Genomic DNA, 15,204 nt, shown 5'->3' with positions numbered 1-15,204 from the left:
CACGCCTCCTTAAACTAGAATTCTGCTAATTCCCTCGCCGCCTGCTCTACTTTTTCCGGATTCATCATGAAGAACTTCTCCATAGAAGGTGCATAAGGCATGGCAGGTACATCAGGTGCTGCTAACCGTTTAATCGGAGCATCCAGTTCGAATAGGCAATGTTCGGCAATGATAGCGGAAACCTCGCTCATGATGCTGCCTTCGAGATTATCTTCCGTCACTAGCAACACTTTCCCCGTCTTCGAAGCTGCTTCGATGATTGCTTCACGGTCTAACGGATAGACAGTACGCAAATCCAGGATATGGGCTGAAATGCCGTCTTCCGCCAATCGTTCTGCTGCTTGCAAAGCAAAATGGACACACAGACCATAGGTGATGATGGTAAGATCATCCCCCTCACGTTTACAATCTGCCTTGCCGATTGGAAGAACATAATCTTCATCCGGAACTTCCCCTTTGATTAAACGATAAGCCCGCTTATGTTCAAAGAATAGCACTGGATCTTCATCCCGCACAGCTGCTTTCAACAGTCCCTTGGCGTCATAAGGCGTGGATGGGATGACGATTTTCAATCCCGGCGTCGAGGCGAACATCGATTCAACCGATTGCGAGTGATAGAGCGCACCGTGCACTCCGCCGCCGAATGGAGCTCGTATCACGACTGGGCAAGACCAATCATTGTTCGAACGATATCGAATCTTTGCCGCTTCAGAAACGATTTGATTGACTGCAGGCATGATGAAATCTGCAAATTGCATTTCCGCAATTGGACGCATCCCATACATCGCTGCACCGATCGCAACACCAGCAATTGCCGATTCCGCAAGAGGCGTATCCAGAGAACGATATTCTCCAAACTGATCGTAGAGTCCGGTCGTCGCTTTAAATACACCGCCTTTTCGTCCGACATCTTCCCCTAGTACGAATACCTGATCATCACGTTCCATTTCTTCTTTCATCGCTAAGTTGATGGCATCTATAAATGAACGAACGGTCATTAGGCTTCGCCTCCCTTTTCATCATACACATAGCGCAATGCATGTTCAGGTTTTGCGTAAGGAGCCAATTCCGCATATTCCGTGGCCTCATCTACAATTTGGTTGACCCGTTCTTCTATTTCATTGTGCTTTTCCTCGGTCAATACATTTGCTTCTTGTAAGTAGTGGATAAATGTCAGTAACGGATCCAACTTCTTTTCGTTTTCCAATTCTTCCGCATCTCTGTACAGGCGTTGATCATCATCAGATGAATGTGCTGTTAGACGATAACACACCGCTTCTACCAATGTTGGTCCCTCTCCGCTTCTTGCGCGGTCTGCCGCTTTTTTAACTGCTTCATAGACATTCAGAGGGTCCGTACCGTCAATCGTTACGCCTGGCATGCCATAGCCTACAGCGCGATCCGAAACATGTTCACAAGCAAGTTGTTTACTGGCAGGAACAGAAATGGCATATTTATTGTTTTCAACCATCACCACGGTCGGCAATTTATGGACTCCTGCAAAGTTCATCCCTTCATGGAAATCTCCTTGATTCGATGAACCTTCGCCTAACGTCACAAAAGTGATAAAATCTTCTTTATTCATTTTAGCCGCAAGCGCTACTCCAACTGCATGCGGTAATTGAGTCGTAACAGGAGATGAACCTGTTAAAATCCTATTTTTACGCTGGCCGAAATGACCTGGCATTTGTCGACCACCCGAGTTTGGATCTTCGGCTTTTGCAAAAGCTGACAACATCAACTCTTTAGGTGTCATACCAAAATGCAAGACTACACCCATGTCCCGATAATAAGGTGCAATCCAGTCTTTCTCATGATTCAGCGCAAATGCAGCGCCAACTTGAGCCGCTTCCTGCCCTTGACACGAGATGACAAATGGGATTTTTCCTGAACGATTCAACAACCACATCCGTTCATCCAAGCGACGAGCCATTAACATGGTCTCGTACATTTGTAAAACCGCTTCATCTGTCAATCCTAATTCAATGTGCCGATTGTTCATTTCGCTTCCCCCTTTACATATGAATGGCGAGTCCTTCTACAGCTAGTGCCGCTTCACTGAATGCTTCTGACAGTGTTGGATGGGGATGAATGGTCGTGGAAACTTCCCAAGGTATCGCATTCAGCACCATGGCGAGCCCCGCTTCAGAAATGAGGTCCGTGACATGCGGACCTACCATATGAACACCTAAAATATCATTGGATTGTTGATCCACTATAATTTTGACAAATCCATCCGAATGTCCATTTACCAAAGCTTTTCCATTCGCTTTGAACGGGAATTTACCGATTTTCACTGCTAAGCCGCTGTTCTTTGCCTGCTGTTCAGTCAAACCTACAGCAGCCGTTTCAGGAAATGAGTAGACACATCTAGGTACCAACTCATAATCGATCGAGTCTCGCGTGATCCCCGCGATATGATCGACAGCAAATAGTCCTTCATGCTCCGCGACATGCGCTAATTGAAGGCCGCCGATGACATCGCCGATCGCATAAATATGCTGATCTTTCGTTTGATAGGTTTTGGCAGTCTGAATAAACCCATTCTCTACCTTAATATCCGTGTTCTGAAGCCCGATGTCATCTGTGACCGGTGACCGTCCAACAGAAACAAGCAGTTTTTCACTGCTGACCGACTGTACGTCTTCCCCTATTTTATAAGAGATCGTCACGCTATCCGTGCTTTTCTGGAGAGTGTCGGTCTTGATATCGGCCCCTAATGCAAATGTGACGCCACGCTTTTCTAATGCTTTTTGTACAGTTAGCGCCACTTCGCGATCCTCAGTAGCTAAAATCTGCTTCAAACGATCAAGAACTGTTACTTTGACACCAAAATCATTCAGCATGGATGCCCATTCAATACCAATCACTCCACCGCCTATGATTGTTATCGAAGCTGGGAGGTCCTTCATTGCAAGTGCACCGTCTGAAGTCAACACTTGTTGTTCGTCAATGTCCAGTCCAGGCAGCGTTTTCGGTTTTGACCCGGTCGCTATGATTAAATTCTTTAATAATAAAATTTCATTTTCTTGACCATTGTCCATCTCTACTGAAATGGTTCCAGGCATAGGAGAGAAAATGGAAGCTCCCAGGATTCTTCCCTTTCCTTGAAAGACATCAATTTTGCCCTTTTTCATTAAACTTTGGATGCCTGCATGTAATTGATCCACGATTTTATTCTTTCTTTTTTGCACTTGAGGGAAATCTAACGAGACCTCCCCTGTTTTGACACCAAATTCGTCCGCTTCTTCACGAGCAAGGCGGTATACTTCTGCACTTTTCAGCATTGCCTTGCTTGGAATGCATCCATTATGCAAGCACGTTCCGCCTAGCTTTGATTTTTCCACGATGGCTGTTTTTAAGCCGATCTGGGCTGCACGGATGGCTGCCACGTACCCGCCAGTTCCGCCGCCTAAGATCACTAAATCGTATTCATTGCTCAAATTATAGGACCCCTTCCATCTATGTTTTGAATGTCCTACTGTAAAGAAAGCACGCAATTTCAGCGGCATACAGTTTACTAGCTGTCTGCCGCTTCCTTTACTTAGGTAGTACTATTTATTTTTTATTTGAAAGAATGTTCTTTTCGTTGCGCAAGAAGGTGTTTCTCGTTGCGCCCACTCTTGCGATCCGTTCTTCTGCTAAACGATCGGCAGCCTGATAGGAAGGAATGCTGTCTCTTTTTGAAATTTCAAAGATCTTGGCGATTGTATCGTAAATTCCTTCGACACGCTTCAATGCGCGTTCTTTATTGTATCCTATGAGTTCGTCTGCCACGTTGATGACGCCGCCAGAATTAATGACATAATCCGGTGCGTAAACGATTCCCATTTCATGCAGGCGATCTCCATGCTCTGGTGCTTTCAATTGGTTATTGGCTGATCCAGCGATCACTTTCACTTTAAATTGCGGGATCGTTTCATCATTGATGACGGCGCCTAGTGCACATGGAGCGAAGATATCTGCTTCCTGAGAATAGATTTCATCCGTCTCGACAGCCTTTGCATCGAATGCTTCTACTGCGCGTTGAACTGCTTGCTTATTTATATCAGCAACGATCAGATGAGCACCTTCATTATGTAAATACTCACATAAAGTATACGCTACATTTCCGACACCTTGGACCGCAATCGTTTTGCCTTTCAATGAATCATCGCCAAAAGCTTCTTTGGCAGCAGCTTTCATCCCTTTGTAAATCCCAAGAGCCGTGACCGGAGATGGATTCCCTGAAGTGCCTTGACCGGAGGAAATGCCTGTTACATAGTCTGTTTCCAAGTGAATCAAGTCCATATCGAATTCAGTAGTTCCTACGTCTTCAGCTGTAATGTACCGACCATTCAAACCTTCGATGTAGCGTCCTAGCGCACGGAATAATTCATCATTTTTATCTTTTTTCGGATCGCCGATAATGACCGTTTTTCCGCCACCTAGATTTAGACCGGCCGCCGCGTTTTTGTATGTCATTCCTTTTGCTAGACGTAACGCATCTTCAATCGCTGCTTCTTCGCTCTCATACGTCCACATACGCGCACCGCCTAATGCAGGCCCAAGTGTTGTGTCGTGAATCGCGATGACCGCCTTCAATCCAGATGTTTTATCATAGCAAAGCACCAATTGTTCGTAGTCGTGATCTTCCATGTAAGTAAACATTTCCATTCGTATATCCCTCCAAGTTAGTAAAATAGTATTTGTATGTAATTAATTTTAGATTTCTTACCGCAAGAAAGCAACTTTGACAAATATCAATATACTTTTCATGCTTGTTAACACAATGTCTATATCTCCATCCTACATGATGCCGCAAGCCTTGACAATCCATCCTTACACGGTAAAATTAAATAGGATAAGGGGTTGAATCTTATGGCACGTCTAGCTGCGTTTATCGTTCTTTTAATTCCAGGAATTGCAGCAGCGCTCGGTATTAAATTAATGCGTGATTCTTTGTTCGGGCAACTTTTTCAGCCATTTCCATTCATCTGGCTGCAGTTTTTAGGCGGTTTTCTATTATTCGCAGCAGGGTTAGGATTCTTTGCAGGATTTTTGCTGCGACGCGATCGGAGAAACGGCAGAGTGGCTGACCGATTTAAAAAAGACATGAAATAAAAGGATCAAGGTATTTCAACTACCTTGATCCTTTTATTTTTCTCTGAACACGCGCAGGGTAATCAGTGATCCATCCCTCTATTTGGGGCGACTGACTTAAGAACGACTCCTTGCCCGTCACGCCATACATTCGCAGCGTCTTCTGACTTTCCAACAAAGGCGTCAGATAAGGTTCTTTCCATAAACGCTTATGGAAATGGAAAGCATCCACATCATATGCAGGTAAGCAATCCCAATCCACTGTTGCTTTCTTCAAAAGCAGGGCCGTTTCCACAGAAGGGTCTTGTTGTCTGACCAGCTGCAGCGTTGGATAGTCAAAAGAGGATATATGAACATCTGGTACTCCCTCGATATAATGCAAAATTCGTTCGATGACAGCTGGCTTCCCATAGACAGTTTCCTTCAGCTCGATATTTAATGATAAGCCGTTTTGCTGACAAAAAGAAATTACGTCAAATAAAATCGGGATAGGATGCCCGAAAAGAAATCTACTTCCACCTTTCCCTATCCTGATCTGCCCCAGCTCTTCTGCGGTTAAGTTATCAACCTGCTGATCAATCCCTGCCAGGCGCAGCAGATTATCATCATGAATGACGACCAATTGTCCATCCTTTGTTTGCTGAACATCCAATTCAATGCCGTCTGCTCCCTTTTTTGCTGCTGCCTGAAAAGCACTCATCGTATTCTCGAAATGACTCCCAGATGCACCTCGATGTGCAAACACCTGACTTTTAGACATTCAATACTCCTTCGCTAGTTAGTTCAAAAACCCCTTTTGTGACACGATTCAACATCGTAGAAATCTTTCCAATTTGGATGTTCACTCCAGGATAAGCTTCTTTCGTTATGTTGATCTTTGGAGAGCTTGCTGTTTGTACGAGCTGCAATTTTGTTTTGATCATTTGATCTAGATCCATGATCTGTTGTTGTTTTGCTTGCATGGTCGTTTTCATCTTCTCCAACATGTTGAGTTGTTCACCAGTCAAACTTGCCCTGGTTCCTTCCATCTTCTTCAAAGTAAGCTCTATTTTCTTTAAATCTTCATGTTCGTTCTTCAATTGCTCGGCCAATCTCTGAATCTCTTCAAGTTCCATCTCTTTATTGACACCTTTTACAGTGAGTTTTGTCAATCGTTCGTGTGTATTCCCTGCAAACGCACATTCAATCGAAAATAGTGCTTCCGTAATACCCCCAATCACTTTTCCTTTATGAGGGTCGATGCTGATGTGATCGGCGTATATTTCAGAGCCTAATGAATACAATCCGATATTCACTTGCTTGCCATAAATTTTGCAGTTGTTTGCATGTTTGACGTATACGTTATTTTTCGCTTCGATAACCGTTTCTCCTGCTCCAAACACACCGCCTTTAATATAGACATCCCCATCTTCTGAACGGATTTCTTTAGCGTTTGTGATCCCCTCTTTGCCCTCGATTGAAATATCACCGGTCGCATTCACGGAAAAACCCGCCAAAACAGTTCCATAGATTTGGACAGAACCATCAAATGTAATGGATCCTGTCTTTGTCCCGACATCGTCCGGTATAACCAGCTGCTTGCCTACCCCGATTACGCCGTTCGTCTGTTCCAATGCCCCGCCGTGCAGAGCACGAAGAATCACTTTCCCGTCCTCTTCAAACTCGCCGACGGACTTGCGATCATAGAACAACTTCACATCTTCGCCTTTTTTAGCGGCAATCACTTCTCCGAATACATTAAATCCAGGGATGCCTTCTTGTGCAAGTTCTTTCTCTCCTATCCAATCACCCTTCGCAATGGAGGTAACAAAGTTTAATTCATAATGATCAGCCGAGCCATCATCCCGGATAATTGGCTTGCGATCCGGCATTTCGATATAGCGGACAACGGCATCTTGCCCTTTTACAGGTTCTTGACCGACAGCAGCCGTCATTGGATTGCCGGGAACAAAAGGGATTGTACGGAGTTGTTCAGATTGATATACCACTCCATTTTGCTTTAATAGTTCCTCTGCCTGAAGCAAGAAATGCTCTTTACCTTCTGCAAATTCTTCTTTTGTCGCATAAATATGCAGTTCGACTTTCATTTTACTAGGAGAAATATACAACTCACAAGGAGCGGCATAAAGCCCTATTTCATGATCTCCTTCATTTTGTAGCGCTTTCATTAATTCTTTGAATGAGTGCAATTTCAATCTCGGGAAACCAGATGTTACTGTATCTAAGGACTTGATAGGAAAGCCTTCTTTTTTTGTTCTCATGATGACTTTATTATTTTCTTCAAAAAGGATAAAATGTTCATTTTCTACTAACAACAAAATCCCTCCCCTACTCTCCCTTAGTATAGAAGATTAACAGACCGGGGGAAAGGTCTTTCTGCTTGAACTATTTGCAAATAAGCATTTCCACTCACTCACATAATCTTTATTCTAATAAAATATTTTCAACCTGACGATTCACCCATGGCCCGTCTTATCAATAGAAGAGTCTTTTTGTCTTTATTGCTCTTTCTCACATTGAACATAAAAAACCAATGAATGTAACTATTCATCAGCTTTTTAAGTATAAGACTATGGCTTCACTATTGAAGTGCAGTATACTACTGTGAATATTTCAGTTTACCAACCAATTAAAGCGCTATCATTTCAATGTTTTAGCTCACCATATGCTCCAGACGGATTTTGTCAGCAATCATTGCAATGAATTCACTGTTGGTAGGTTTACTTTTTAGATGATGCACTGTGTAACCGAAAGTTTTGGAAATTAAATCGTAATTCCCTCTATTCCAAGCCACTTCAATTGCATGTCGAATTGCTCGTTCCACTCGAGAAGGGGTAGTATTGTATTTTTTTGCAATATCCGGATATAAGATTTTAGTGACAGAACCTAAAAGCTCTACGTCGGTATATACCATCTGAATGGCTTCACGTAAAAATGCATAGCCTTTAATATGCGCAGGTACGCCAATTTCTTTAATCATGGATGTAATGGCAGTGTCCAATACTTTTTGAGTGACTGCTCCTGTCGGCTGTGTTGATTCCTGAACAACGTATGATGGTGTAGTCGTTTTTGGTTTTCCAGCAATTTTCAAGATTTGTCCAATCAATCTATCAAATTCAAAAGGTTTTAGCATGAAGTAGGATACACCTAATCCAGCTGCTTGCGTCATGACATTCTCCTGACCAAAAGCAGTCAGCATCATAATCTGCATATTCCCCATGCCGCCGGTTTCATGTATGGTTTCCAATACTCCAATACCATCTAAGTGAGGCATGATAATATCTAATAATAAAATGTCCGGGCGTTCTTGCTCCAACATCGATAAGCATATTTGTCCATTATTCGCTGTCCAAATCACATCGATCTCCGGATGTTTTTCAAAATAAGACACCATCGTTTTGACCAACTCTTTATTATCATCCACAATCGCAATTTTAACGTTATCCATTATCCATTCCCCCTGAAATAATATCTGAGCAAAAATGCTAGCATTCGTTGAATCCCTCTTATCATCGTAAGTGAAATTTCTGGCAATTTCTACTTTAACTTTTAATTTCGTTCAAATTGATACTTCTGTACGATGGTTTCTATGTATTTCGACGTTTTTCTTTTTTATTTTCAACAGGCAGCACATAGGATGGAAAACTGCCTATGCAAAAACTTTGCATAGGCAGTTTTGTCACTTTTCGTTCGTTCTCATCGTTTTAAGAAACAAACCGGCCCCTTTTTCCGGCTCATCGACAAACATATGAGTGATTGCACCGACAAATTTTCCATTCTGGATCACAGGACTTCCGCTCATGCCTTGTAATATGCCGCCAGTCTTTTTCAACAACTTTTGGTCTGTCATCAGGATTTGGAATTGTTCTTCTTCTATCTTCGTGATTTGGATAGTGAATTTTTCTACGGTCGACCCTTGTACAGTCGTATAAATTTCTGCAGGACCTACCGTTAGGTCAAGAGGCTGCATAATTTCAAGTGGTTCTGCCAACACTTTACTGTAAGCATTTTTCCAACTGCCAAAAATCCCATAGACATTATTGATCCGAATATTCCCAAGCAAATTATTTGGATCTACAATCGAAGAGATTTTATAACCTGGGGAACCCGGCGAACTTTTCTTGATTTGATTAATTTCCGATAAATAGATCGCGCCTTTTTCAAAAGCAGGAGGCGATTCGAGCGTACTGTCGATAATTTGATGGCCTAGCGCTCCGTATGTGTCGGTTTTCGGATCCACATACGTCAGGGTACCTGTCCCCTCAGTCCGGTCTTTCAAAAAAGGCGTGACGCGCTTAATGAGCTGCAAATCTGCCTGGAGTGTTTGCTTTTCTCCATTACGCATAATGCTTATCTTCATCGTAGCAGCATCATGCTTTTGCACCGACCGTTCAAAATGGACGAGTTGCTTTATTTCTTCTCCATTCAATTCTTGAATGATATCCCCTTTTTTCAGCCATTGTTCCTGACCAATCAAAATGTCGCTTGTTACGTAAATCCCACTTAAATCCATCTCGATTCCGATTGAATCCCCCATCGGAATAAGGAATTCCTCTTCGGCATTGGCAATTACAGGCAGCATGTAGAGCATCAGAAGTGTGGCCAAAAAAGTCTTAATTGATTTATTCCATCCCATGATTCACCTCCTCAACGAAAGATACCTTTGGTATGTCCGATCGCCCGGAAAGTATGAAAGGGTAAAATAAACAATGCGTGTAAATTGAATTGGTTAGGGAATAATTTAACTAAATATCTTTACGAAAAGCTTGTTTCCTTTGGCTGGCCAACGTCAATAATTCATCTGCATGTTGAAGTGTCAAAGGTGTGATTTCAGCACCCGACAACATTCGAGATAATTCTTCTGTCCGCTCTGTCTTCATGACATCATGAATCGCTGTTGTTGTTCGGCCGTCATGGATATCTTTTTTAATTAAATAATGATGATCTGCCATCGCGGCAACTTGCGGTAAATGCGAAATACAAAGGACTTGGGAGTGACTGGCAATCATTGCAATTTTTTCTGCGATGGATTGTGCTACTCTTCCGCTTACACCCGTATCGACTTCATCAAATATAATGGACGTCACGCCTTGATGCTGAGAAAATATGGTTTTCAACGCCAGCATCATTCGTGATAATTCGCCGCCTGAAGCTACTCTTACAAGTGGTTTTAACGGTTCTCCTAAATTGGTGGAGATCATGAAAACCACTTCATCAAAACCGTTCGCATCAAATTGTTTCGGCTCTTTCTGTTGAATTTGCACTTTGAATGTTGCTTTTTCCATATAAAGTTGTTTCAGTTGTTCCTCTATTCCTTTTTCAAGACGAAGCGCAGCTTTTTTTCGAATAATCGATAATTCATTCGCTTCTATTTCCAAGTCTTTTACGTATTGTGCTAATAATTCTTGGTTTTGATGCAATCTTTCGTCACGATTCACCAATTGATCAAGTGCATCGGCAATTTTATCCCGATACAACAAAATTTCTTCTAACGATTTTCCATATTTTCTTTTTAATGTCAGAAATAACGCTAAACGCTCTTCGACAAAATTCAAACGATCTGGCTGAAATTCCATACTGTCGATCAGCCGTTTTAAATCATGCGAAACATCTTGCAGTGAATAAAATGAAGAATTCACAGTCTCCGACAACGGTACCAATTCCGTGTCAATCGATGCTGCTTCTTCCAGATCACTCATCGCATTACCAACCCAATCCAAACCATGAGATTCCAGGGCAATTGCCTCATAGGAAGTATTCAAGCGATCAAAGAGTCGATGGAAATGCTGCAATTTCACGCGTTCAGCCTCTAATTCCTCTTCTTCTCCAATAACCAAATTTGCAGCATCGATCTCTTCCAGTTGAAATGAATAAAGATCAATTTTCTGAGCGATTTGCTGTTCATCCTGTGTTTTCGCAGCGATGAGCTGTTGAAGTTTTTTATATTTATCATAAATCTCGGTATATGTAGACAGAGCACGCTCAATTGGTTCTCCAATATAAAAATCAAGTAAATGAATATGGCGGCGTTCATTCATTAATTCCTGATTCTCGTGCTGCCCATGAATATCAATAAGCATACCACCAATCTCACGCAAGATTGCTATGGTCACCAATTTGCCGTTGACACGACAAACTGACTTTCCATTTACGTTCAGGTCTCTGCGCAAAATGACGACGCCTTCCTCTGCTTCTATACCGAATTCTTCTAATCTGTCCATCACAGCCTGTCGATTGACATCAACTGTGAACATCCCTTGAAGTTCAGCTTTTGTCGTCCCATGTCGGATAAACTCCTGCGAGCCTCTCCCACCTGCCAATAATTGCACTGCATCAATAATGATTGACTTTCCGGCACCTGTTTCACCTGTCAGAACGGTCAAGCCTTCTTCAAATGTGATTTCAAGTTGTTCTATAATGGCAAAGTTTTTTATCGAAAGTTCGCTTAACAAAGAACTATTCACCTCACTTATAGCATTGCTAATAATTTATCTTTTACGTAATCGGTCATCGATTCTTCCCGGCAAATGATCAGACATGTATCATCGCCGCAAATCGTCCCAAGCATTTCTTCCCAATCCAAATTATCAATTAACGAACCGACAGCTTGCGCGTTGCCGGGAAGCGTTTTCAACGTGATAAAATGACTTGCGCTGTCGATACCGACAAATGCATCCTCCAGCATTCGTTTTAACTTTTCTTCTGTGTTGTACCGATGAATAGGCGGGAGACTATATTTGTAATTGCCTGAAGGCGAAGGTACTTTAATTAGATGTAATTCTTTTATATCTCTAGATACAGTCGCTTGTGTCACATCTACTCCTGCATGTTTCAGACTGTCTACCAGTTGATCCTGCGTCTCGATTTCATTATTCGTAATAATCTCTCTGATCCGAAGATGGCGCTGTCCTTTGTTCAATTTTCAATCACTCCGATTCTCTTCTATACCTAACTTCTAACATGTTGATCAACTATTTTAAAGGCCCTTCACTTCGAATTCAGCAAACTAATTCGTGTGCTGTTTTGGAAAAGGCACGACAAGTATATGAACAGGTTTTTCCTAATTACAAATGAAAATAATATTGCCTAGCTTATGCAATTTAGGGATTGGAGCGGAAGACGGTCGACTCCGGGAGGATTAGCGTGTGCCTTGAGACCCCGCAGGTAGCGCAGCGGACGAGGAGGCTCAAGCCACGCCCTCCGGAAAGCGTACCGTCTGGAGCGCAAATCCCACAGCTACACCCATGCTGTACTCACTTGTTAAAAGGACTCACTTGCTGCATTTACTATGCATATTTCAAAAATAACTATGTGAATTATTGGTTAACCAACATGCCTGACCTGACCTAACTTAAAATTATACATAGCATGTAAAAAACGCGCAACTCTCTGCGCGTTATGTTAATTCGTTATGTGCCTCTTTGACTAATTGATGGAAGTTTTCTGATGTAAAAAGTGACGTAGAGGGATCTTCTGCTTCTAAATAAAACAAGAACTCTATATTCCCTTCTCCACCCGTAACAGGAGAAAACGTCGCTCCTTTTACTGAAAACCCTTCAGCAACCGCCATATTCGCAATTTTTTCAAGAACTTCTAGATGTGTAACCGTTTCACGTACGATTCCTTTTTTTCCAACTTTCTCTTTCCCCGCCTCAAATTGTGGCTTCACGAGAGCAACAACTTGACCGCCCGGCACAATGATTTTCTTTAGCGCAGGCAAAATCAGAGATAAAGAAATAAACGATACGTCGATGGTAGCTAATTCAGGCAAGCCCTCGCAAAATAAATCAACTGTTGCATGGCGGAAGTTCGTTCGTTCCATAACAGTCACTCGTTCATCTTGTCGAATTTTCCAAGCAAGCTGGTTATAGCCGACATCCAAAGCATAGCAATGAGCGGCACCGTTCTGTAGGGCACAATCCGTGAAACCGCCAGTGGAAGCGCCGATGTCCAAAACGATTTTTCCTTTCACAGAAATAGGAAAAGACTCCAATGCCTTTTCTAATTTCAAGCCGCCCCGACTTACATATTTGATAACAGGTCCTTTAACGGTCAAAGGCGCATCGACAGAAATTTTTTCTCCTGCCTTCTCAATTCTTGTCAAATCGGAGTAGACGAGACCTGCCATGATGGAACGTTTTGCTTGTTCACGAGATGCGATCAAGCCGCGTTCCACCAGTAAAATGTCTACACGTTCTTTTTTCATCGAAGGGTTCATACGGTTTCTCTTTCTGCAGCCTTTTTAATAGCTTCCATCGTGACTTCGGCGACATGTTCCGGCGTCATGTGGATCTCCATTAATAAGTCATCGACATTTCCATGTTCAATGAATTCATCCGGAATACCAATTCGCTCAATAATCGTAGATGTGTGATTCACTTCTGCCGCATATTCAAGGACCGCGCTGCCAAAGCCGCCCGCAAGCACTGCTTCCTCAATTGTGATGATCGGCTTGCCCTGTTTAAATAATTCATCCAATAAATCGGTATCAAGTGGTTTAATGAAGCGCGCATTGACGATCGATACATTTTTCCCCTGCTGTTTCATTTGCTCTGCTGCTGCAAACGCCATTGGAATTGTCGTACCGAATGTTAAAATGGTCGCGTCTTCACCTTTTTTCAACACTTCCCATGTACCGATTGGAATGGTGTGGAGTTCTTCATCCATTGGAACGCCATAACCGTTTCCACGAGGGAATCTCATAGCGATTGGACCTTCATTATGCTCGATCGCCGTCTTCACCATATGCTGACCTTCGTTTTCGTCTTTAGGCATCATAATGACCAAGTTCGGCATATGACGCAAGAATGCGATATCAAAGACCCCATGATGTGTTTCACCATCTGCACCGACTAAACCGGCTCTGTCAATTCCGATGAAGACATTCAATTTTTGTCTTGTAATATCATGCAGCATCTGATCATAGGAGCGTTGCAGGAACGTAGAATAAATAGCCAAGAACGGCTTCATTCCTGTTGCTGCAAGTCCAGCCGCCATTGTCGTCGCGTGCTGTTCAGCGATTCCGACATCAAAAAAGCGATCCGGAAATTCTGCCGCAAAAGACTCAAGTTTTGAACCTACAGGCATAGCAGGAGTAATTGCAACAATCCGTCGATCTTTTCTCGCAAGCTTACGAACGGTTTCAGACACTAACGCGCTCCATGCTGGACCTTTCGCCGGAGACTTTACGAAATCACCCGTCTCGATCTTATAAGGACCCGTGCCGTGCCAAGTACCGATTTTATCCATCTCAGCCGGACTGTAGCCTTTTCCTTTTTTCGTAATCACATGAAGCAGGACCGGTCCTTCCATTTTCTTTGCATACTGCAGTGAACGTTCTAATTCGGTAAAGTCATGTCCGTCAATCGGACCTAAATAGGTGAACCCTAATTCTTCGAAAAACACACCATTGACGACCAAATATTTCAAGCTGTCTTTTACACGCTCTGCAGCTGTTGCAACTCTTCCACCAACCGCAGGAATTTTCCGCAAAATAAATTCCAGCTCGTCTTTAACATTGTTGTACTTTCCAGCCGTACGTAACTTACCCAAAATGGAATGCAACGCACCAACGTTCGGAGCAATGGACATTTCATTGTCGTTTAAAATCACGGTAATATTCGTCTTCTCATGACCGATATGATTCAATGCTTCCAGTGCCATACCACCGGTAAGCGCTCCGTCTCCAATGACCGGAATTACATAGCTTTTTTCATGTTTAATATCTCTCGCAACAGCCATTCCCATGGCCGCAGACAAAGATGTTGAACTGTGACCGGTTTCCCACACATCATGAATGCTTTCCGACATTTTCGGGAAACCGCTCAATCCTTTATATTTTCTAAGAGTATCGAATTCTCCGGCACGACCTGTCAAGATTTTATGGACATATGATTGGTGCCCAACATCCCATAAAATTTTGTCAGTCGGACTGTCAAAAATCCGATGTAAGGCGATCGTCAATTCAACGACACCTAGATTGGGTCCGATATGACCGCCTGTCACCGATAAATTTTCAATTAAGAAACTGCGGATATCTGCCGCCAATCCCTGTAATTGTTCTTTATCGAGCTCTTTAATAAAAGATGGATTTGTAATCGTTGTAAGATCCATCGTGATCAC

The 15,204-nt window shown here is 42.8% G+C and carries 13 protein-coding genes; 1 reads left to right on the top strand and 12 read right to left on the bottom strand.

Translation table 11 applies throughout. The features are described 5' to 3' along the window. Positions 1-14: 14 nt before the first annotated feature. The 4 genes from MKY93_RS08475 to MKY93_RS08460 all read right to left on the bottom strand — a co-directional run bounded on the left by MKY93_RS08475 (position 15) and on the right by MKY93_RS08460 (position 4,656). Positions 15-998, bottom strand: coding sequence for an alpha-ketoacid dehydrogenase subunit beta (locus MKY93_RS08475; protein WP_009496772.1), 984 nt, complete (start codon positions 996-998; stop codon positions 15-17). Then, on the bottom strand, positions 998-2,002 hold the full coding sequence (locus MKY93_RS08470) for a thiamine pyrophosphate-dependent dehydrogenase E1 component subunit alpha (protein WP_009496773.1): 1,005 nt from the start codon (positions 2,000-2,002) through the stop codon (positions 998-1,000). Before MKY93_RS08470 ends, MKY93_RS08475 begins: the two co-directional genes overlap by 1 nt. A gap of 13 nt (positions 2,003-2,015) precedes the next feature. Continuing rightward, positions 2,016-3,443 (bottom strand): dihydrolipoyl dehydrogenase, encoded by a 1,428-nt coding sequence (gene lpdA, locus MKY93_RS08465; protein WP_340758785.1) that lies wholly within the window; start codon positions 3,441-3,443, stop codon positions 2,016-2,018. Between the two features lie 115 nt (positions 3,444-3,558). After that, entirely contained in the window at positions 3,559-4,656 is a 1,098-nt protein-coding gene (locus MKY93_RS08460) for a Leu/Phe/Val dehydrogenase (RefSeq protein WP_445683484.1), read from the bottom strand. 204 nt (positions 4,657-4,860) lie between these two features. On the opposite strand from MKY93_RS08460, the gene MKY93_RS08455 reads away from it, so the two are divergent. After that, on the top strand, positions 4,861-5,103 hold the full coding sequence (locus MKY93_RS08455) for a DUF2627 domain-containing protein (RefSeq protein ID WP_078816586.1): 243 nt from the start codon (positions 4,861-4,863) through the stop codon (positions 5,101-5,103). Positions 5,104-5,122: 19 nt separating this feature from the next. On the opposite strand, the gene MKY93_RS08450 is transcribed toward MKY93_RS08455, so the two are convergent. The 8 genes from MKY93_RS08450 to dxs form a co-directional block, all read right to left on the bottom strand. Further along, positions 5,123-5,842 (bottom strand): glycerophosphodiester phosphodiesterase family protein, encoded by a 720-nt coding sequence (locus MKY93_RS08450; protein ID WP_340758784.1) that lies wholly within the window; start codon positions 5,840-5,842, stop codon positions 5,123-5,125. Continuing rightward, positions 5,835-7,397, bottom strand: a complete 1,563-nt coding sequence (locus MKY93_RS08445) for a DUF342 domain-containing protein (RefSeq protein ID WP_009496778.1) — start codon at positions 7,395-7,397, stop codon at positions 5,835-5,837. The genes MKY93_RS08450 and MKY93_RS08445 overlap by 8 nt, the downstream gene beginning before the upstream one ends. 338 nt (positions 7,398-7,735) lie before the next feature. Next, the gene (gene spo0A, locus MKY93_RS08440; protein ID WP_221834996.1) at positions 7,736-8,530 is read right to left on the bottom strand and encodes a sporulation transcription factor Spo0A; all 795 of its coding nucleotides are present in this window, start codon (positions 8,528-8,530) and stop codon (positions 7,736-7,738) included. 231 nt (positions 8,531-8,761) lie between these two features. After that, positions 8,762-9,718 carry a SpoIVB peptidase S55 domain-containing protein gene (locus MKY93_RS08435; RefSeq protein WP_221834998.1) on the bottom strand — a complete coding sequence of 319 codons (957 nt, stop codon included), beginning with the start codon at positions 9,716-9,718 and terminating at the stop codon, positions 8,762-8,764. Positions 9,719-9,827: 109 nt separating this feature from the next. Continuing rightward, positions 9,828-11,534, bottom strand: a complete 1,707-nt coding sequence (gene recN, locus MKY93_RS08430; protein WP_040758110.1) for a DNA repair protein RecN — start codon at positions 11,532-11,534, stop codon at positions 9,828-9,830. Positions 11,535-11,551: 17 nt separating this feature from the next. Further along, entirely contained in the window at positions 11,552-12,001 is a 450-nt protein-coding gene (ahrC, locus tag MKY93_RS08425) for a transcriptional regulator AhrC/ArgR (RefSeq protein WP_009496782.1), read from the bottom strand. Positions 12,002-12,478: 477 nt separating this feature from the next. Next, a complete protein-coding gene (locus tag MKY93_RS08420) occupies positions 12,479-13,300 on the bottom strand; it encodes a TlyA family RNA methyltransferase (protein WP_340758783.1) in 822 nt (273 codons plus the stop codon). After that, the gene (gene dxs / locus MKY93_RS08415; protein ID WP_221835002.1) at positions 13,297-15,195 is read right to left on the bottom strand and encodes a 1-deoxy-D-xylulose-5-phosphate synthase; all 1,899 of its coding nucleotides are present in this window, start codon (positions 15,193-15,195) and stop codon (positions 13,297-13,299) included. The genes MKY93_RS08420 and dxs overlap by 4 nt, the downstream gene beginning before the upstream one ends. Positions 15,196-15,204 lie beyond the last annotated feature (9 nt).

Source organism: Sporosarcina sp. FSL W7-1283, from assembly GCF_038003105.1.
GTDB lineage: Bacteria > Bacillota > Bacilli > Bacillales_A > Planococcaceae > Sporosarcina > Sporosarcina newyorkensis.
This window is presented reverse-complemented; position numbering and strand designations above follow the sequence as displayed.

Excerpts from the sequence above, each read along its gene's own strand:
- dxs (WP_221835002.1), bottom strand. The coding sequence starts at position 15,195 with ATGGATCTTACAACGATTACAAATCCATCTTTTATTAAAGAGCTCGAT.
- MKY93_RS08455 (WP_078816586.1), top strand. The coding sequence starts at position 4,861 with ATGGCACGTCTAGCTGCGTTTATCGTTCTTTTAATTCCAGGAATTGCA.
- MKY93_RS08470 (WP_009496773.1), bottom strand. The coding sequence starts at position 2,002 with ATGAACAATCGGCACATTGAATTAGGATTGACAGATGAAGCGGTTTTA.
- MKY93_RS08420 (WP_340758783.1), bottom strand. The coding sequence starts at position 13,300 with ATGAACCCTTCGATGAAAAAAGAACGTGTAGACATTTTACTGGTGGAA.
- MKY93_RS08435 (WP_221834998.1), bottom strand. The coding sequence starts at position 9,718 with ATGGGATGGAATAAATCAATTAAGACTTTTTTGGCCACACTTCTGATG.
- spo0A (WP_221834996.1), bottom strand. The coding sequence starts at position 8,530 with ATGGATAACGTTAAAATTGCGATTGTGGATGATAATAAAGAGTTGGTC.
- MKY93_RS08475 (WP_009496772.1), bottom strand. The coding sequence starts at position 998 with ATGACCGTTCGTTCATTTATAGATGCCATCAACTTAGCGATGAAAGAA.
- MKY93_RS08460 (WP_445683484.1), bottom strand. The coding sequence starts at position 4,656 with ATGGAAATGTTTACTTACATGGAAGATCACGACTACGAACAATTGGTG.
- MKY93_RS08450 (WP_340758784.1), bottom strand. The coding sequence starts at position 5,842 with ATGTCTAAAAGTCAGGTGTTTGCACATCGAGGTGCATCTGGGAGTCAT.